Here is an 18757-nt window from a genome sequence, read left to right as displayed (position 1 = left end):
ATGCTCGAAGTTGACAACATAGAAAAATATTTTGGAGACATTCAGTTACTATATGGAGTTTACTTGAAAGCAGAAGAAGGACAAGTTACAGGAATCTTAGGAAGTAATGGTTGTGGAAAAAGCACCTTGTTAAAAATTGTTTTTGGATCTGAAAAATCAAAATACAAATTGATTAAGGTTGATGGAAATGTGATTCAGAAAAAGCTATACACTGTTGGAATTGTAAAGTATCTGCCGCAGCATAATTTTATTCCAGATTTTATGTCCATTCGCAAAGCATTGCAATTGTATCAAGTTTCAGAACAAGATTTTCGTTCCTTTTTTGTAGAAGATGATTTTGATCTATTGCAAAAATTTGGACATCTTTCTGGCGGACAACGCCGTATTATAGAAGTCTTTCTTAGCTTAAAAACACCTGCTAGAATCATTTTACTTGACGAACCTTTTTCACATATTTCTCCTATACAAATTGAAGCTATTAAAAAGCTGATTCAAACAGAAAAACGGCAAAAAATCATTGTCATTATCGATCATTATTACAGAGATATTACCGAAGTGTCAGATGAGATCTATTTAATTAAAAACGGAAGTTCCAAGCGCATTCAACAACTCACGGAGTTGGAAGATTATAAATACATTTCGCAAGGAAGTTTGTAAAACTACTTTTTATAAATACGAATTGTTCCTGAAATATTGCTAAAACCATTAAATCCGCCCATTTCAAGTTCTCCAGCTTCTAGCAATCCGTTTTTGGTATTGATAATATACCTGCCTTTTAGGTTTTTGGTAAAACTGCTATTTTCGTCATCACTTTTAAGTTCACTATGAACTTTAATATGTGCCAAGCTATCATTTTCGATTTCCAGCAGTGTGTATTTGGAATCGATTTTTGTAAACATCAAATCAACAGCTGGTCTCAAACGTGTCCAAGAGTCTCCTGTTTTTTGAATTCCAGCAGGCAATTCCATAAAGAAATTATTGATATCAAACACTGTTTCTCCTTGACGACCGCTTTTGTATTCTAGATTTTGCAGAACCTTTCCTTGCGTATCTATCGAAAACACAAAAGGTCTATTGATAAATCGATCTTTATAATATTGATTGGTTTCCTGTTCTAGTTCTCCGCCATCATCTTTCCACTTCATATCTTTAATTTCGGCTTCCAGCTGCAAGGTATCATTTGTTGCTTTTACTAGTTTAAAATCAACTTCTTGTGTGATCGTTAATATTTTAGATTTCAGCACAAATGCATACGAATACGTTTCGTTTGGAGATAACGTATACGTGAATTCTGTTTCTTGAATTCCTTTCCCTTTGCAGCTAAAAAGGAAAATGGTTAAAAGTAATAGTGTTATTTTTTTCATGGTTGTATATACTTGTTTTATCTGCCTTCACTTTGTAAAAAAACTTTGAAAGCTTCCATAAATTCCAAAAACTTTGTTGTTGTCCATCTAAAATCATCGTCGGCTGTTTCTGTTCTCCAATCAAAGAATAAGGCGTATTCATTATCAATGGAAATTCTTAGTTCACTTCCGTCTACATAATAGTCAAAAAAATCTTCTCCAGTTAATGATTTGGTGCGATCAATGATATTTTGGACTTCTGATGCGTTCCATTCAGACCAATCAAAACTAGAAAGTGAAAACTCCTCATCTTTCTCTATACTTTCTAAATCAACTCCAAAATCATAACTTGGATTCTCTAAAGTACTTTTATTCTTTTTTACAAATCTATAATTCATATCTTAAAATATCAGACGCTTATTCGTTCCTTTAGAGTTTAACCAAAACTAATATATTGATATTCATTATAATTGATTTCTTTCAGTTTCTTCAAGATAAAATTAGCTCTTTCTTTTTCCCAAGTTCCAGAAATGAATGGAAGCAACCTTTCCCATTCTACTATAACATTTTGAATTTCATCAGCTTCTAAATCATGTGGATATTTCCAATTCAATAAATTTTCACATTGCTGTTTTTCAAATAATGGCAACCAATACGTATGAAAGAGTTTATGTGTAGAAATAGGAATTTCATCTATTTCGTTTTTTAGATTTTTTGTGAGTATGCTATATGACATAATATATCATTTTCAGAATGTTTTTCTGATTGTTGTTGAAAATACAAAAAATTACCTGCCAGAAGATTGCTGACATATAATCTTCTTTTTTTAGTGCAAAAATCACAAACTTTAATTTTTTTTTCATGTTACTTTCTTGAAGCGAAAAAGTGTTTGTGAAATGATCTTTCGTAAATTAATAATTAATTGTTATACAATAGCTTAAAATGTTAATTACGGTGATACCGTAAGAGGTTTTTATTTTGTTTTTATACTTTTTAATTCTTATTAACCATAAATCAATAAATCATGAAAAAAAGAAGTCTTACAGTATTGAAACTGAACAAAAAAGCTATTTCAAAGTTCCAACATCAAGCTGTTAAAGGTGGTTGTCCTTCAGACAATTGTGGACCTACTAGAAATTGGGATTGTAGACTCTCGCGTCCTGAAGCTGAAGGATGCTGGTAACTTTAGAAATGAATCTAAAATTGAGCGAACTTCGGTTCGCTTTTTTTATGTTTATTACATTACATTTTTTACATACGAGATGCTTTTTTAATGATTTTAGTTATTAAAAAGAGGTTTTGAATTTTGTATTTCTTTATCAAAGTATGTAATAATTCAATACAAGTGCTGAATTACTTTATAAGCGTTGATTTTTTTGCAAACGTTAGACCTTTAACAAAAAAATGAAGAAAAATTTGAGTTTTTACCTCAAAAGGGAAATCATGAAAAGAAGAATTTAAAGCAAAAAGCACCATCTTCTCTCAATAGAAAGATGGTGCTTTTATAATTTATTTAAGTGTTTTTTGTAACAGTTAAAAGGAGATTAGTCTTCAACAGCATCTTTTAAAGAAACGCCATCTATAATAACATCCGTAAGTACATGATTTCCGTTTTTAATATGCACAATTGCATATACATCTTGCTGATTTTCAGTTCTATTATTTCTTCTGTATAATAGCTCAGCATCATAAGCTTTCGTTTCTTTCATATAATAAGTGTTGAATGGAAATTGAAAACGAACGCCTTCATGGTAATGACGGGAAGTTTCTACAGCTACATAGTCAAATTCGCTATTTGGTAAAATTTCTTTAGATAAGGTTTCTAAAACTGCATATCCATTTTCATCTTTTGAGATATACGCATAGGCTGTTTGCCCATAATGCCAGTCGGTATCTTCTGTGACAAAAAAGTTCATTTCAAAGTTTAAGTCTACATATTTTCCCATAAATGGATTATTCGGATCTATTGGAGCCGTTTTGAATTTGTACACATTTTCAGGAGAAATAATGCTTTCGTATTTATATACAATTTGTGCAGAAGCGAAAATTTGAGCAATCACCATCAAACCAAAAAGTATGTATATATGTGTTTTTTTCATTGTATTTGTTTTTTATGAATTCCTGCTTTTGCAGAAACGACAATTAGCTATTTAATGATGTTCTGATTAAGTTTTACTGTTATTGCGAGTCTTTTGTTTTTTTAATTTGATATAGTTTGCTGCAAAAAATCCTCCGCCAATCAATACAAAGAGCAATCCGCGTAGTTCAAAACTTATATTTGTATCGTAAAAACGAAATGCAATTAGTACAGCAAGAACCAGCATTCCACTATTTAAATAGCCAAAATGTACATTGTCGGCACCTGTTTTTATCAACATTAATCCTATTGCAAAAATTAGGATATTTATCATTAAAGTTGCAATGACACCACTCTCATTTGAGATAAAGAAAATGATTCCAAAAATGAAGAAGATATATTGAAATAAATCGCCTTTTATGAATGTTGTTGTTCTCGAATTTCGATACAAAACAAAACATATAGCAGCTAATAGTATAAGACAGATGAGTATTTCATTTGTGTCAAACTTGTTTGCATATTGTAACATTCTCCAAGCCATGCGAGAACTAGCTGCAAATAATAGAAAAATAGTTCCGATTGCTCCTAAAAATAAATATCCGTTTTGCCATAAAGAAGCATTTTTGAAATAGCTGTGTTTTCCAATATTATAAAATAAACCATATAGAAGTATATAAATTAAAAGACCTGTAAAGTAGGCGCTGCCAATAAAAAGCGGAAGCGCAAGCATTAGGCTTAATGGAAATAACCAATGAAAAGCAATAAGGGCTGGCGATTTTACATTGGATTTTAATAATTGAATGTAACGCGGAATCGGAATTGCTAATAAAATAAGGTAGTATAGTGGAGCTAAAGAACCTGTTCGAACTCCAAAATTAGCCTCAAAGGTATAATAGGTGATGAAAATTAAATGTAAGATAATTGCAGAAGTCGATTTGGTAACATATATGAGCGGAGTACAGAGTACAACCCAAGCCAATAAAAACGATTCTAAATCGCCAGAAATATGATATATCTGACTTACGGAAGCAATACAGACACCGACGGAGAGAAATAAGAATACTGTGGCGGCTTCTTTCCATGCAGTAGATTTGCTTTTTACAATGCTAAATCCTAAAATTGCTTGCCCTACCAACATAGGAAGAAAGGCTAGCATAACTTTGATAATTCTTGGAAAATGATCCCAATTGTGTGCCATGATCAAGATGATTCCTAATCCGACTAAAGTAGCGCCCAAAATTCCGAAGATAGTCACCAATCTGTTGGAATCATTTATATTATGTTTCTCGTAATGGGCTTTTATATTTTGAGCAATCTCGTCCGTAATAATATCGTTTTCGACCAATTCGGGCAGCGCTCTTGTGATTTTTAAACTCATAGTATTAAACTTAAAATGTATTAGTTAAATGTAGTGATAAAATATGTTTTCAAATAAAATCTTATAACAACTACAATAAGAATTGCTTGTCATTACAAGGTTTTTAATTCCGTTTCTTTGTTTCTTTTCTATCGCAATAAATGTAAATCAGATCATCAATGACATCATCTCCCAATGCTTTCGCTCTTTTCAAATCTTGACAAGCGCTTTTTGTGTCTTTTTTATTGGGTTGTAAATTTCCATTTGTAGTCAAAAGATTAATCTTTGCAGTTCCTCGATTAGCAATTGCTTGCACATACGTTGGCTTTAGTTCAATTGCTTTACTATAATCCTTAATGGATTGTTTAAAATCTCCGAGCATATCGTTGGCAGTTCCACGGATAAAATACAATTCTGGATCTTTTGAGTTGATTGCAAAATACTGATCACAGTTTTTTATGACTTCTTTAAATTTTCCTTGCGAGTAGTGAATTCGGGCAAGCCAATATAATGCAGATTCCATCATTTTAGAATTGTTGTTTTTGTTAACAACATAGTTGTAGTCTGTTTTTGCCTTTTCCAAATAGCCGGCATGCATTCTTGAAAGTCCTCTGTCAATAAAAGAAGCCATATCTGTACTGTCTAACTGAATCGCTTCTGTAAAATCTGCAATTGCTAAATCATATTTTTGAAGTCTGTCGTATGAAAGTCCGCGATTTATATAACAGTTTTTTTGGACGATTTTTTTATCAACGGTTTCCATTAATTCCGTGTAATTGGCAATGGCCTTTTCATAATTCCCAGATTTGAAATTGGAATTCCCTGTACGATATAATTCTATTGGATTATTTTGTCCAATACCTAAAAGCGACAGCAAAAGGCAAGTTATTGTTAGAGATATTTTTAGTGGATTCATTTTTTATCTTTTTATGTATTGATTCGTTTTTGATCAAATAAAACCTCGCAACAACTGCTTTCGCTTGTTATTGCAAGGTTTCTGGTAATCAACCCACATTTAGGCGTTTTGATTTTTTAAAGCGTGCATATCTCTGGTATTTTTCTGTACAGCTACAGATGCAAATAGACTTAAGGTAAACGACATTCCGTAAAATCCTTTCTCACTCAATTCCAATTCTGCATTCCACAATCCGACTACGAGTAATAGAATTGCTGCAATGGTTGTAAACCAACTGATTCCATAATAAATTTCTGTAACTGGAATTCCTTCCATCTTATCTCTTACTGCTTTTTGAACTGAAATCACGGAGAATAATCCGAAGAGTAAAATGGTGAAGTAGTATCCTTTTTCGTTCAACTCCATCGTTGCTTTCCACAATCCTATACAGTACGAAATCATTCCGATAGCTAATGCTGCCCAAGATGCAGATATAAACGCTGGCGTTGGTTTAAAAGGATTCCTTTCCTGATTGTTTGTTACTGTTTTCGTTTTCTTTGTTTTTTCTTCTGAACTTAAAAATGTTTGTTGTTCCATAATGGTTTGATTTTAAATGTAAATTGATTCGTTTTTTTGTTTTGATTACAGGACAAATATGCGATCGGATTTTTGACTACGAAATCTATATTTTCATAAAAAAGGACTATATTTATAGTGTAAAATAATAATTAAAATATTGACTATAAGTATTTTAATTAAATAAAAACAGTCGATATAATGATTGCAATTGATGTTATTATTTCTCAATTTTCAACAGAAGAACAGCAGGAATTTGTAAAATATCTGAAATATAAAAACAAGCGACACGACACGAAGAATGTGCAGTTGTTTCAGTTGCTACTCGCGAAATATCCCGCAAAAGAAATTCCGCAAAAACTATATGGAAAAGATAATAAAACGGCCTATCACGGATTGCGGAAACGTTTATGGAGTTCATTGGTCGATTTTATGGCAACCCAAAGTTTGACGCATGAAGTTTCAGATGAATTGGAAATTACCAAACGTATTCTAGTCGCACGGAATCTATTACTCCAAAAACAATTCAAAACGGCTTTTAAAATTTTAGACAAAGCGGAAAAGAAAGCAAGCGATATTCAGCATTTTTCACTTTTGAACGAAGTATATCACACGCAAATACAATATGCGCACAGAACTAATTTTGCACCACCATTAGAAGTGTTAATTGAAAAATGTACGGCGAACCAACAAGATTTTTTGCAAGAAGAAAAACTAAATATGGCATATGCTGTGATTCAGGAAGAAGTACAAAAAGTAGTATATAAAGGCGAAATTATCTCGTTTCAAAGTCTAATTCAGGAAACCTACGAACGCTTTGGAATTTCAAAGGAAATCGGATTGTCCTATAAATCCTTGTATCAATTAGCACAAATTGTCAACTCAATTGCTGCAGTTAATAGAACCTATTTTGCGATTGAACCGTTTATTTTAGAGAATTACAACGCCATTTCGAACCGATTAAAACAAACGGACAAGCATTTATTTTACCATATCAAAGTCTTATATCTCATCGCGAATATTTTCTTTAGAAAGAAAGAATTTGCCCAAAGTTTGACTTATTTAGAACGTATGAAAACGGCGATGGAGCAACAAAAACAGCGTTATTACAAAGATTCTTTGCTGTCCTATCAATGTTTATTAGCGTTGAATCATAACTATTTGGGAAATGCGCAAAAGGCGATTCAATTATTGGAAGAAGTGATCGATTTGAAAAAGTATGATTTGGAAGCCATGTTGGATGTGCATATAAGTTTAATTGTATTGTATTTTCAGCAAGGCGAATTTAAAAAAGCGCAAAAAATGTTCTCAAAATTTTACCATACCGACAAATGGTACGAAGAAAAAACGGGCGTTGATTGGGTCATTAAAAAGAATCTAATTGAATTGTTATTACATATTGAATTGGGAAACATTTCCTATGTCGATTCGCGTTTTACAAGTTTCCAACGAAAGTACTATCCGTTTTTTAGAAAGTCGGGAGAAGCGCGTGTCATTACCTTTTTAAAGTTTGTAAAAGAATATTATCATGCGCCAGAAACGGTGACTTCTGCGGAATTTCACACAGCCGTTGCGCATTCTTTTCAATGGAAAGAACGTGTTGAAGAAGATATTTTTGTGATGAGTTTTTACGCATGGCTCAAAGCCAAAATGAACAAAACAGATTTATATCAAACTACGTTGGAGTTGGTAAAAGTTGAATAATCTAAAGCAACGACGATTCTAATATCAAACATTTCTCGATACAATTTTTTGCAAAAATCACTCGAAAAGACGTTCGGTAAAATTTATCCTAAGTTTCAAAAAATACCAAAAGGCGAAGCCACGTCTAACAGCAAAGCGCGTCTAAGAGTGAAACAAGTCTAAAAACAAAGTGCGTCTAAACAAGTCTACTCAATCTTCAAATAAAGATCCATATATTTCTTTAGAAAAGAAGTGTCAAACTTATGTCCTTTTTTTTCTTTGGAAACAAAGTGAAAGAAAAAACGATCGTTTTCAGTTTCTACCAAAGTTGCGACGCCTTGCATTTCAATATGATCCCAAGAAATCGTAAATGTATGTTCTTCTATGTGTAGGTTTTTAGAAGTATACTTTTTTATATTCTTATGAGAAAAGTTACTTGCGGGAACTTGTGTTTTTGCAGACTTTACGCGTAATTTTTTCCACTGATTTTCGATGGATTCTGAAGCAGACGTTGAAACACGATCATAAAAGAAATAATACTTAGAAAATTTCCCAAAAAGTTCAACAGTAGTTGCTATAGCCGGATCATATAGATGAAACTTTTTGTACAAATGCACCTTAACATTCTCTGTAACTGGAAACACGGAATCTTTTTCTAATTGCATCAGTTCTTGTCCTGGTGACATTTTTCCTGTAAGTAAAGCATTGGAAATCATTTTCATGAAATCATCCTCAAGTTTCTTATTAACTTCAGGATCAACTTTTGGATAGTCCATTTGGGAAGATGAATCGTTAGAAAAATCAATAATTCCAAAGGTAATTTGACCGATAGCTAAAATGACGGTAATGATAATTCCGAAGACAGATTTAGAGTTTCTCAATGTGTATTTTATTTTGCTTTAAAGGCAAGCAAGATATAAAAATATATGACAAAAAAAAGAACTGCAAAATCTACAATTCCTTAGATATTATTTACAAAATACACTAAGCGGACTCGAAGTGTATGTTTTATACACTGTACAATCTTAGCAAAAAGATCGTCACAAGTTATCTAGTGAATTTATCGGTACGTTTTTCGAATTAAAGAGATAAGATGATCAATTGTCAAAGAAATGCAAACGATAGCAACGCATATAATGTATAAATTCATGATGGTAAGTTTTATAGGTTAAAAACAATTATAAAATTTGACGAAACCTTTTAAAACACCTTACAAAAAAAGGAACTGCAAAATTTACAGTTCCTTTGATATTATTAGTGAAGTACACTAATCGAAGTCGAAGTGTACGTTTTATAAACTAAACGATCTCCACAAAAAGCCCGTCGTCAGTTTTCTCCACTTTAGCCAAACTATTTTTGGTCAATTCTTTAATAGACTTGTCCCACTTTTTGTTAGACAATCCAGCTTGTGCTTTTAAGTCTGCTAGCGGAAGCTTTTCTGCTTTTTTCAATAAGTCCAACACTGCTTTTGCTTCATCTGTCAAAGCCACTTGCTTTTTCTCTGGACGCATTTGTGGGAAGAACAATACTTCTTGAATAGATGGATTGTTGGTTAAATACATAATCAAGCGATCCATTCCAATTCCTAAACCAGACGTTGGTGGCATTCCATATTCTAAAGCACGAATAAAGTCATTGTCAATAAACATAGCTTCGTCGTCTCCTTTTTCAGAAAGTTTTAACTGTGCTTCAAAGCGTTCACGCTGATCAATAGGATCATTTAACTCCGAATAGGCGTTGGCAATTTCTTTACCACAAACCATTAATTCAAAGCGTTCCGTTAATTCTGGATTCTCGCGATGTTCTTTACACAACGGACTCATTTCTTTTGGATAATCTGTGATGAACGTTGGTTCAATATAATTTCCTTCACATTTTTCGCCGAAAATTTCATCAATCAATTTTCCTTTCCCCATCGTTTCATCAACTTCAATTCCCATGCCTTTGGCAGCTTCACGAAGTTCCTCTTCAGACTTTCCAGTAATATCAAATCCTGTAAAATCAATGATTGATTGTGTCATCGTTACACGTTTGTATGGCGCTTTAAAGTCAATTGTATGTTCTCCAAACGTTGCGGTAGTTTCACCATTTACGGCAATAGCACAATGTTCAAGTAATGATTCTGTAAAATCCATCATCCAATTGTAGTCTTTATAGGCTACATAAATTTCCATAGCTGTAAATTCTGGATTGTGCGTACGGTCCATTCCTTCGTTACGGAAGTTTTTAGAGAATTCATACACACCATCAAATCCACCAACAATCAATCTTTTCAAATACAATTCATTCGCAATTCTCATATATAAAGGAATGTTCAATGAATTGTGGTGTGTTACAAACGGACGTGCCGCTGCACCACCAGGAATTGGTTGTAAGATTGGTGTTTCTACCTCAAAATAACCAGCTTCATTAAAGAAATTACGCATGGCGTTGAATAATTTCGTACGCTTTACAAAAATTTCTTTTACATGTGGATTTACTACCAAATCAGCATAACGTTGACGATATCTTTGTTCTGGATCCGTAAAAGCATCATGTATCTTTCCGTCACTATCTGTTCGTGGTTGTGGTAATGGTTTTAAAGCTTTGCTCAATACCGTGAAATTTTTCACCATCACAGTTTGCTCACCTACTTTCGTTGTGAATAATTCTCCTTCAATTCCGATAAAATCACCAATGTCTAATAATTTCTTATACACAGTATTGTAGTGTGATTTATCTTCTCCTGTACAAATTTCGTCTCTATTAAAATAAACTTGAATTCTTCCTTCAGCATCTTGCATTTCTGCGAATGAAGCCGAACCTTGAATACGGCGCGACATCAATCTACCTGCAATTATCACCTGTTTACCTTCTGCAAATGTTTCCTTTACCTGTTTCGAAGTGTGATTTACAGGATACAAATTTGCTGGATACGGGTTAATGCCGAGTTCGCGTAACTTAGTAAGTTTTTCTCTGCGAACGATTTCTTGCTCTGATAATTGCATAATATTATGTGTAAATTTAAGTTTGCAAAGATAATTACATTTCATTAGTATACCAATGTATTGATTTGGAAATATTTGAAGTCACAAAACTTTGTAACAATAGTACTTCTGTAACATTTTCGTCATTTTTAAGTCATATTAGTATCATCAATCATCAAACAAAAAGACAATATGAGTATATGGAGAGTATTATTGGCAATTATTTTTCCGCCATTATCTGTTTTAGATAAAGGTTGCGGATCTATGGTAATAGTCTTTCTCTTGTGGATATGTGGCTGGGTTCCTGGAACGATAGCTGCATTGGTCATTTTAAATAATCCAGATCGCTAATAAAAAAACAATTTAATTATAATTATGAAAAAAATCTTTTTAGGACTTTTAGCCGTATTTGCAACACTGTTTACAAGCTGTGAATTCTCTGAAACAATTTATGTAAACGAAGACGGAACAGGAAAAATGTCATTATATCTTGATGGTTCCGATTTAATGCCAATGATGGGAAATAAATTGCCAATTGGAGGTGAAGAACCTATCGATTCTATAGTGTCATTTAAAGACGTACTTGGGAAAGCAAAATTTAATATTGCAAATCTTTCCAAAGAAGATCAGAAGAATATCAAAAACTTAGAAAAGTTGAATATTCATATGATGGTAGACGCTAATAAAAATAAAATGAACTTTGATGTTTTTGCAGATTTCAATAGCATCAGCGATATAAAAGGCATGTTTGAAGGCATGGAAGCTATTGGGAAAATCGCTAAAGACAGAAGTGCCATGAGAGCATCAGATCCGTTAGCTGCTGTAGATTTCGATAAATTGACAAAAATGGACTATTCTTATAAGAATAATATCTTTAAACGTTCTTTCCGTGTATTGGATCAAAAATTGGTAGATTCTCTCAAGCAAAACCTTGGACAAGCTGAAATGTTACTTGCTGCGTCTTCATATAAATTGGACTATCATTTTCCTAGAAAAATAAAATCAGTTTCTTTAAAAGATGCTGTGATCGGAAAAGATGGAAAGAGTTTTGTGTTTGAAGTGAATGTTATGGAATTTGTAGACAATCCAGAAATATTAAACTTTGAAGTAGAGTTAGAAAAATAAAAAAATAAACACTACAAGGAAGAAGAGGAATTATAATTATGTAATTCCTCTTTTTTTGTTACGGTAAAATTTTACACCATTCGCAATCGGTAATGCAGGATAAAGTTCTGCAGTCCCAAGGAAATGCGGAGTGAATGGTAAGTATAATAGTTGGATTTGGACATATAGAACTAATCGCATTTGCAGCTTGATTTGCTTGCGCATCTTCGGTTCCTCCAGTAATATTTGCAACACTACTTTTTTTAAGGGATAATGATTTTAGTGATTTTTTCTTCATGATGTTTCTATTTAGAATTCATAACAAAAAACAACATTTACAGAGAGCGTAGGCATGTTAATTTCTGAAATATGGATTTCAATTTCTAAATAAAGTGTTTCTAAAAAGAATAGATATTTTGTAATGTCGTATTTTTGTAGTTGAAAATATGCAGACATTGAACAAAACGATACACATACAGGACTTAGGAACGAAAGATTATAAGGAGACGTGGGATTTTCAAGAAGATTTATTCAAGGAAATTGTAGATACTAAAATTAAGAATCGACGTGAAAATGCAGGTTTGGAAACAAAGAATCATTTTCTATTTGTCGAACATCCGCACGTATATACTTTAGGGAAAAGTGGCGATATGTCTAATTTATTGTTAGATGAAACGCAATTGGCCGCAAAAGGAGCTACGTTTTATAAAATTAATCGTGGTGGAGATATTACTTATCACGGACCAGGACAAATTGTGGGTTATCCTATTTTGGATTTGGAAAATTTCTTTACAGACATTCACAAATACTTGCGTTTATTGGAAGAAATGATCATTTTGACCTTGGCGGAATATGGTTTGAAAGCGACTAGGAGCGAAGGAGAAACTGGAGTTTGGTTAGACGTAGGAACACCGTTTGCACGTAAAATATGTGCTATGGGCGTACGTGCAAGTCGTTGGGTAACTATGCACGGTTTTGCTTTGAATGTCAATGCAGATTTAGGATACTTTGATAATATCATTCCCTGTGGAATTAGAGGAAAAGCAGTAACTTCTTTAAATGTTGAACTTGGAAAAATGCAGGTTGATGAAGCAAAAGTAAAGGAAAAATTATTGCGTCATTTTGAAACACTTTTTGAAGCTGAACTTGCATATCAAACCGTAAAATGAAACTTGTTAAAATAGGATTGCTCATTTTTACGATCATTATCACCATACTACTTTTTATATTTAGTTATGTGATGTATTTAGACTTGAGGAGTTTTCAAGGTGCGGTTTCAGCATTATTTTTCTTGGCGTGTACAAGTTCATTTAGTATCTATTTTCATATCAAAACCTTGAGCTATTATCCATTATTTATATTTGGAAAAACGATAGATGAACTCACCAAACAATATTGGGCATTACACATTTCATTCGGACTCATTAACCTATTATTAGGTTTTGGAATTTTGTTTCCAAAAATTGTGAATGGCACTTTTTCAATATATTCTTTAAGTATCATCTTATCAATTTGTTTTATTGTTTTCGGATTGGTGACACTGTTGGAAACCTACAAGTTGAATCGTTTTGTAACCATCTACAAAAGAAGACGAGCACAACACGAAGAAATCGAAAATATTAAAGGGTTTCATGAATCTTAGTAGTGAAAGTCTTATATTGAATCGCAAAATCACTCACATTGACCAAAACAATTATTCAAGAAATACTAAAAGTTTTTATCATTGCATATGTGCTCATAGTATTAGGAGGATTGTTGTTTCTTTTTGTAGAATCATTTTCACGTGATACAACAGCAGATACGTTTGATTATATTCTTTTAGTAATTGCATTTATAACTGGAATTCTGGCGGTGATATTTCACGTAAAAACCTATCGATATTACAGTAAGATAAAACGAAAAAGAAACATTCCTAAATTATATTGGATCGCTGCTTTGATTTTTCCTAGTTGTATCGCATACCTTATTTATGAGACATTTGTAAACTTTTTTTATGCTACAAATGCTTCAATTGAGCAAGATATGAATGGTTTTATTATTTTTATGATTATATTGTTTTTTAGTCTGCTAAGTGTTGTTGAAGTCTTGTTAATGTTTCAAAGAGTGCAAAAACGTCACGAAAATTTATCTTTGGAACAAGAACTAGAGAACATAGGCGATAATTCTATTTTATAAGGACTAAGATTTATGCGTGTATTAAAAATCATACTCATTATAGTCTCGCTTATTATAACCTGTACCGTGGTATATGTTATGTGGCAAGCTATGGTTACTGCGCAAAATGTGCAAATCCCATTCGAAATATATATATACTTCGGATTTGCCTTTATTTTTGCAATAGTGAACATCATTTATCATATTAAAACATATCGTTTCTACAGACGAAAAGAAAAGCAACGTTTGGAGAAAGAAGTACATAAACTGTTATGGGTTGGCACCGTTTGTTTTTCTACGTTTCTTTTATATGTTGCGGGTGCTACATTAAACTCTTTACTTTGGTTTATTGAATATGGGTATAATCGACAAGATGTGTTGACCATATTCATGTTTTCTATCCCTGGATTTTTTGGTTTTTTAGAAGCTTCTCTATTAAAAAAACGCATCAAACGTCTGCGTTCAGAATACGATGTTATTGAAGAAATTGACAATATTGGAGAAGAAGTAGAGTATTAATAATTTTGCTAAAATTTCTGAAGCAAAAGTCTTCTTGCGTGCTAAAATTTATACCATAGGCGTATTTGAAATTTCATTGTTTTTCAGTGTATTACACTTTGTAAATGTTTCTGTTGATCGCTTTTTTCAATAAAAGAAAGAGTGTAATTACGTGGATTTCAAAACAAGACATTCTACGGGTGTGTATTGATTGTGTTCTGTTTATTTTTAAGAAAACATAAATAAAAACGAAACACATGAGTAGTTCAAAACAAGTACAATCAAAATGTGATGAAAAGAAAATTACACCAAATCACATTCCGGCAAGAGGTTGGAAAGGCGGATTTATAGAAAAGCATCCAGAGTTGCAATACAAAGATGGTGTTGCAGATTTAAGCTCACTACCAATGACCGACAATTTAGATAATATTGGTAAAATTAAAAGACAACAGCGTGTATTGTGGCCAGAGTTTACATGGCTTACAAAGCATAATGAGCCAAAATCTAGATGTTTTCAAATGTTTGCGCCCGATATTTCAAGAGCAGGTTATGATAGTACAGGTCAAAATTGGGCAGTTATTTGTCCGCAACAAGGAACGTATATTCCAGGTTTTGGTACTATAAATGTTGAAGTTACCGTAGTAAAACAAAGAGGTTGGGTGAATGAAACGGATAAAAGTTTAGCAATTGATATGATTATTGGACCTAAAATATGGTTCAGTAAAGATGCCAACCTATCTTGGATGGGGAGAATTCTTTGGCTTCTTTTTGAGAAGGCAAATAAGTTGCATCACCTTCCAGTTAACAAAGATCAAGCAATTAAGCTCAATACAAGCAGTACGATAAAGATGCCAGGTGTAGACAATCCAGAAATTATTTTTGTGAGAGACAAGTTGTACACTCCAAACGCTTTAAAACACTTGCCTTCATTTACATTACATAATAATGTAGCGTGGAATTATGCCAATTTGGAAGTTATTATTGGAGAAGTTCAAAAAACAGGAGATGATTTCGTTGATGAATTCAACCAATTAGTAATGAATCTTTTTAATATAGGTTCTGGAAATTTATTAGAAGTAGATAGTGTTTTAGCGTGGAATCTTTGGGTTGATGCTCCTACCAAGGTAAATCAGACAGAATGGAGAAATCATGCAGATTACTGGCGTAGATCTATTGATGTAAATCATTGTAGTCCTGATGGAAACGGTTCTCCAGTTCGTTATGCAGATGGTACAGAATTCTCTGTGGCACAAGAATTAATTGACGAAGCGCTACATGCAATTTGGGACTTTATTAAGTCACATCTTTAAAAGAAAGATCGTATTAAATTATAACAAACATTCTTTTGAAAAAACGCTTTCAAAAGGATGTTTTTTACCCAAGACCCAAGACCCAAGACCTAAAACCCAAAACCTAATTCAACTTATACACCAAAATAGTATTATTTTCTCCCTTAGTCACAACTTCCAATTTATTGTCTTTATCAAAATTCCCAAGATCAATAGCAGAACTTCCAAACGCTGGAAAACCTGCAATTGGCTTCGCATTACTATCAAATAAATATACTTTTTGCGCATCTTTATCGGTAATAGTTACATAAATTTTATTGCGTACATAAAAGATATTCGGTTTGCTGTACGAACCAAAGTCGAGTTCCACGGTTTTGTCTTTGATGCGTAGTTTATTCTCAAAGAAACTCACCAAAGTTTTGCTGGTCATTACTACATCATGACTTTCCTCTACAGGAAGTTTTGTTTGTTGAAACTGTCCTTTTTGGTCAATCTGAATCAAATTACCTTTGCGATCTGAAGTCGTGAAAAGGTTGTTGTGAATGTATATAATATTGTCTGAAAATTGAATATTCTTCTTTGGTGTAATTCTCGGTTTTCCTGTACGTGATAAAATGTGCAATTTTCCGTTGCTTTCTTGAAAAGTGATATAATCTTTAGAACGAACTCTGAAGTGTTGTGGCGGATTGATAAAATCGTTCTCCGATCCAGAAAACTTAAATCCAGACACGGTTTTTTCTTTTTTATCACGCATATACACTTTGTTTCCTTCCGTAAATACAAAACGATAATTTTTCGATGCATCATAATCAAAAATAGCCACAGGTTGCGTAAATGTCGTTTTCGCTTTTGTCGGATAAGGTTTTACATCGTTTCCATTTCTGTCTAACACATAAAAAGATTGCGAAGTTGTACATGCTAATTGCAAACGTCCATTTTTATACAAATCTATCTGTGAAACCTTGCCTAAAAGTTGACCGTCCAATTGTTTTTTCCACAATATTTTTCCAGAAGTAGAAATCAAATACAACGCATTTTGATCGTCTTGTACGACAATTTCTTTTCGTTTGGTGATATGATTTTTTACAAACTGCGGATCAGATGTTGCGGGATTGTCCAAAACGACATTCAATAATTGTGAAACGGTATTTTCTGATGGTTTTGAAGTATTACGTTTTAAAATTCCGTGAACATGTGCATAATTGCTTCCTTTTTCGTTGGTAAACTGCAAAGCGGCAAAAGGATAATCGCTAATATTAATGCTTGAAATTTCTTTTTGATATTTCTTGGCTGCACTTTCCGCGAATGTTTTCTTAAACTGTGTTGTATTTACCAAGGTAAGTAATGACGATTCATCACTTAAATTCTCAATGACTTCTTGATAATTCTTCTGATAAAAAAGCGTTTGTTCATCTTTATACATACCAATAATCATAGCCAACGTGCGCAATCCGTCAGACTCAGAAAAGATGATATATTCATCTAGAATGACAAAATGACGATTGTCAAACTGTTTTATAAAAGGTGTAAAGTGATCTTTGAACAGTAAATCATCTTCGTTTTCATAAATTTTGGTATTCCTAACAGTGCTCGTTTCTGGTTTTGTTTGTAATTGTGTAATGGCTTCATTGCTGGAAGAAATAAAACGCAGTCCTGTAAAGGTATTTCCGTTAAAAGTAAATGTAGTGACTTCTTCTAAAGCATCTAATAGTGAATTTTTAGTTTCTGGGTGAAACTTCTCGTAAGCATCAAAAGTAATGGACGTACAATGTTCAAAAGATGGCGGAATCACTTTTGCCATTTTGTATTCCCTTGGAGCCGTATTTTTCAGGGAGCTTAGCGTATGCGATAACGAATCGTTTGCGGTGACAATTCCTGTAAAAGAAAGTTCGTCAGGTAAAATATTTACGTCAAGTGCTGCTTGTTCTCCAAAATTTGTCACCATGCTTGTGGCAGCATTTGGAAACAACTTTTTCAGCAAAGGTTGCATGTATTTCGGATTTGCCAATACGGTGGCTGATTTCGTTTCATCAATAGTAGCATATACTTTTTTGAGGGTTTCAGGAACGATTGCTTTTTGATACGAACGAATGCAATTTTCTATCAATAACTCCGAAGAAGAATTTATAAAAATACTATCGGTAATAAAGGTATAATTCACACGGTCGCCTAAGGTTGTCTTTAAGATTGAATTCCCTTCATAGTCAATTTTTTCAGTGCTAGGTTTCGCTAAAGAATCAAAGACAATTAAATCAGGATGAATTTTTGTGATAAACGTATATTCAAAATTATCCTTGCCTAGTTCGTTAAAGCATACCAACGATTTTGAATTGGGTTTTATATATTGCAAATACTCCATAAAAGCATTGAAATCTTTTTTGAAAGACGGTTTTCGAAATGATTTTAACAACTGATTGTTCTTTAGTTCGCTACGGAAACTTTCAAGATTTTGAATTTGTATAATAGCAGCAGCGTTTTGCGGCACATAGACTAATAAAGAATATTCTTTAGGAGTTTCTGTGGTACAGCCAATACTAAGTATGGTAAGAAGAAGAATGAGAATTCTTTTCATGTAATGTCTATTTAATAACATCGTACGATGTCGTTGCCCTTTTTGTAATGTATCTACAAAAGTATAAAACTTACTAATTTATGAATTAGTATGACAGCAATAGAATTACAGTTCTTATTAACAATAACCAAACTAGGTACTAGAGACACAGAAACTCCGTGAATGTACTAAGAAGCTTTACGCTTTACAGTGAAGATAGGTGTAAAATGTAGGGATACAAATGTAGAATGAGTGAAATTGGCT

General features: G+C 32.8%; 21 protein-coding genes. 10 read left to right on the top strand and 11 right to left on the bottom strand.

The genetic code is table 11. The annotated features are described in order from the left end of the window. Positions 1-657: an ATP-binding cassette domain-containing protein gene (locus tag Q0845_RS04870; protein ID WP_298510017.1), complete on the top strand. Its 657-nt coding sequence runs from the start codon at positions 1-3 to the stop codon at positions 655-657. Positions 658-659: 2 nt separating this feature from the next. On the opposite strand, the gene Q0845_RS04865 is transcribed toward Q0845_RS04870, so the two are convergent. From Q0845_RS04865 to Q0845_RS04855, 3 genes are read right to left on the bottom strand one after another with little or no spacing between them, the layout of a single operon-like run. Next, the gene (locus tag Q0845_RS04865) at positions 660-1364 is read right to left on the bottom strand and encodes a hypothetical protein (RefSeq protein ID WP_298510014.1); all 705 of its coding nucleotides are present in this window, start codon (positions 1362-1364) and stop codon (positions 660-662) included. A gap of 17 nt (positions 1365-1381) precedes the next feature. After that, positions 1382-1741 (bottom strand): hypothetical protein, encoded by a 360-nt coding sequence (locus tag Q0845_RS04860; RefSeq protein WP_298510012.1) that lies wholly within the window; start codon positions 1739-1741, stop codon positions 1382-1384. 38 nt (positions 1742-1779) lie between these two features. Further along, complete coding sequence (locus tag Q0845_RS04855; protein ID WP_298510009.1) at positions 1780-2079, bottom strand: hypothetical protein; 300 nt, start codon at positions 2077-2079, stop codon at positions 1780-1782. Between the two features lie 288 nt (positions 2080-2367). Here Q0845_RS04855 and Q0845_RS04850 point away from each other — a divergent pair, with 288 nt between their 5' ends. Then, entirely contained in the window at positions 2368-2526 is a 159-nt protein-coding gene (locus tag Q0845_RS04850; protein WP_298510006.1) for a hypothetical protein, read from the top strand. 361 nt (positions 2527-2887) lie between these two features. Here Q0845_RS04850 and Q0845_RS04845 read toward each other — a convergent pair whose 3' ends face one another. The 4 genes from Q0845_RS04845 to yiaA form a co-directional block, all read right to left on the bottom strand. Beyond that, positions 2888-3442 (bottom strand): GDYXXLXY domain-containing protein, encoded by a 555-nt coding sequence (locus Q0845_RS04845; protein ID WP_298510003.1) that lies wholly within the window; start codon positions 3440-3442, stop codon positions 2888-2890. Positions 3443-3508: 66 nt separating this feature from the next. Beyond that, positions 3509-4798, bottom strand: coding sequence for a DUF2157 domain-containing protein (locus tag Q0845_RS04840; protein ID WP_298510001.1), 1290 nt, complete (start codon positions 4796-4798; stop codon positions 3509-3511). A 103-nt stretch (positions 4799-4901) separates the two neighbouring features. After that, a complete protein-coding gene (locus Q0845_RS04835) occupies positions 4902-5693 on the bottom strand; it encodes a tetratricopeptide repeat protein (RefSeq protein ID WP_298509998.1) in 792 nt (263 codons plus the stop codon). A gap of 99 nt (positions 5694-5792) precedes the next feature. Next, positions 5793-6269 (bottom strand): inner membrane protein YiaA, encoded by a 477-nt coding sequence (gene yiaA / locus Q0845_RS04830; RefSeq protein ID WP_298509995.1) that lies wholly within the window; start codon positions 6267-6269, stop codon positions 5793-5795. Positions 6270-6449: 180 nt separating this feature from the next. Between yiaA and Q0845_RS04825 the strand changes: the two genes are divergently transcribed. Next, positions 6450-7952: a hypothetical protein gene (locus Q0845_RS04825; RefSeq protein ID WP_298509992.1), complete on the top strand. Its 1503-nt coding sequence runs from the start codon at positions 6450-6452 to the stop codon at positions 7950-7952. Between the two features lie 185 nt (positions 7953-8137). On the opposite strand, the gene Q0845_RS04820 is transcribed toward Q0845_RS04825, so the two are convergent. Beyond that, positions 8138-8812 (bottom strand): hypothetical protein, encoded by a 675-nt coding sequence (locus Q0845_RS04820; protein ID WP_298509990.1) that lies wholly within the window; start codon positions 8810-8812, stop codon positions 8138-8140. A gap of 417 nt (positions 8813-9229) precedes the next feature. Further along, positions 9230-10918 (bottom strand): lysine--tRNA ligase, encoded by a 1689-nt coding sequence (gene lysS / locus Q0845_RS04815; protein ID WP_298509987.1) that lies wholly within the window; start codon positions 10916-10918, stop codon positions 9230-9232. Positions 10919-11089: 171 nt separating this feature from the next. Here lysS and Q0845_RS04810 point away from each other — a divergent pair, with 171 nt between their 5' ends. Together Q0845_RS04810 and Q0845_RS04805 are read left to right on the top strand one after the other, a co-directional pair. Next, positions 11090-11248 (top strand): YqaE/Pmp3 family membrane protein, encoded by a 159-nt coding sequence (locus Q0845_RS04810; protein WP_298509984.1) that lies wholly within the window; start codon positions 11090-11092, stop codon positions 11246-11248. A 24-nt stretch (positions 11249-11272) separates the two neighbouring features. Next, positions 11273-12022: a hypothetical protein gene (locus tag Q0845_RS04805; RefSeq protein ID WP_298509981.1), complete on the top strand. Its 750-nt coding sequence runs from the start codon at positions 11273-11275 to the stop codon at positions 12020-12022. A gap of 58 nt (positions 12023-12080) precedes the next feature. Here Q0845_RS04805 and Q0845_RS04800 read toward each other — a convergent pair whose 3' ends face one another. After that, on the bottom strand, positions 12081-12299 hold the full coding sequence (locus Q0845_RS04800; RefSeq protein ID WP_298509979.1) for a hypothetical protein: 219 nt from the start codon (positions 12297-12299) through the stop codon (positions 12081-12083). 157 nt (positions 12300-12456) lie between these two features. Here Q0845_RS04800 and lipB point away from each other — a divergent pair, with 157 nt between their 5' ends. The 5 genes from lipB (at position 12457) to Q0845_RS04775 (ending at position 15963) form a co-directional block, all read left to right on the top strand. Continuing rightward, positions 12457-13170, top strand: a complete 714-nt coding sequence (gene lipB, locus Q0845_RS04795; RefSeq protein WP_298510731.1) for a lipoyl(octanoyl) transferase LipB — start codon at positions 12457-12459, stop codon at positions 13168-13170. Then, a complete protein-coding gene (locus Q0845_RS04790) occupies positions 13167-13643 on the top strand; it encodes a hypothetical protein (RefSeq protein WP_298509976.1) in 477 nt (158 codons plus the stop codon). The genes lipB and Q0845_RS04790 overlap by 4 nt, the downstream gene beginning before the upstream one ends. A 38-nt stretch (positions 13644-13681) precedes the next feature. Continuing rightward, positions 13682-14176, top strand: coding sequence for a hypothetical protein (locus tag Q0845_RS04785; protein WP_298509973.1), 495 nt, complete (start codon positions 13682-13684; stop codon positions 14174-14176). 12 nt (positions 14177-14188) lie between these two features. Beyond that, on the top strand, positions 14189-14674 hold the full coding sequence (locus Q0845_RS04780; protein WP_298509970.1) for a hypothetical protein: 486 nt from the start codon (positions 14189-14191) through the stop codon (positions 14672-14674). A gap of 236 nt (positions 14675-14910) precedes the next feature. Then, a complete protein-coding gene (locus Q0845_RS04775; RefSeq protein WP_298509967.1) occupies positions 14911-15963 on the top strand; it encodes a hypothetical protein in 1053 nt (350 codons plus the stop codon). Between the two features lie 103 nt (positions 15964-16066). Here the strand turns inward: Q0845_RS04775 and Q0845_RS04770 are convergent, their stop codons facing one another. Further along, positions 16067-18514, bottom strand: coding sequence for a hypothetical protein (locus Q0845_RS04770; RefSeq protein WP_298509964.1), 2448 nt, complete (start codon positions 18512-18514; stop codon positions 16067-16069). Positions 18515-18757: the final 243 nt, after the last annotated feature.

Origin of the sequence: uncultured Kordia sp. (assembly GCF_947489565.1) — a bacterium.
GTDB lineage: Bacteria > Bacteroidota > Bacteroidia > Flavobacteriales > Flavobacteriaceae > Kordia.
The sequence above is the reverse complement of the archived record's forward strand: the minus strand, read 5'-3'. Positions and strand labels throughout refer to the sequence as shown.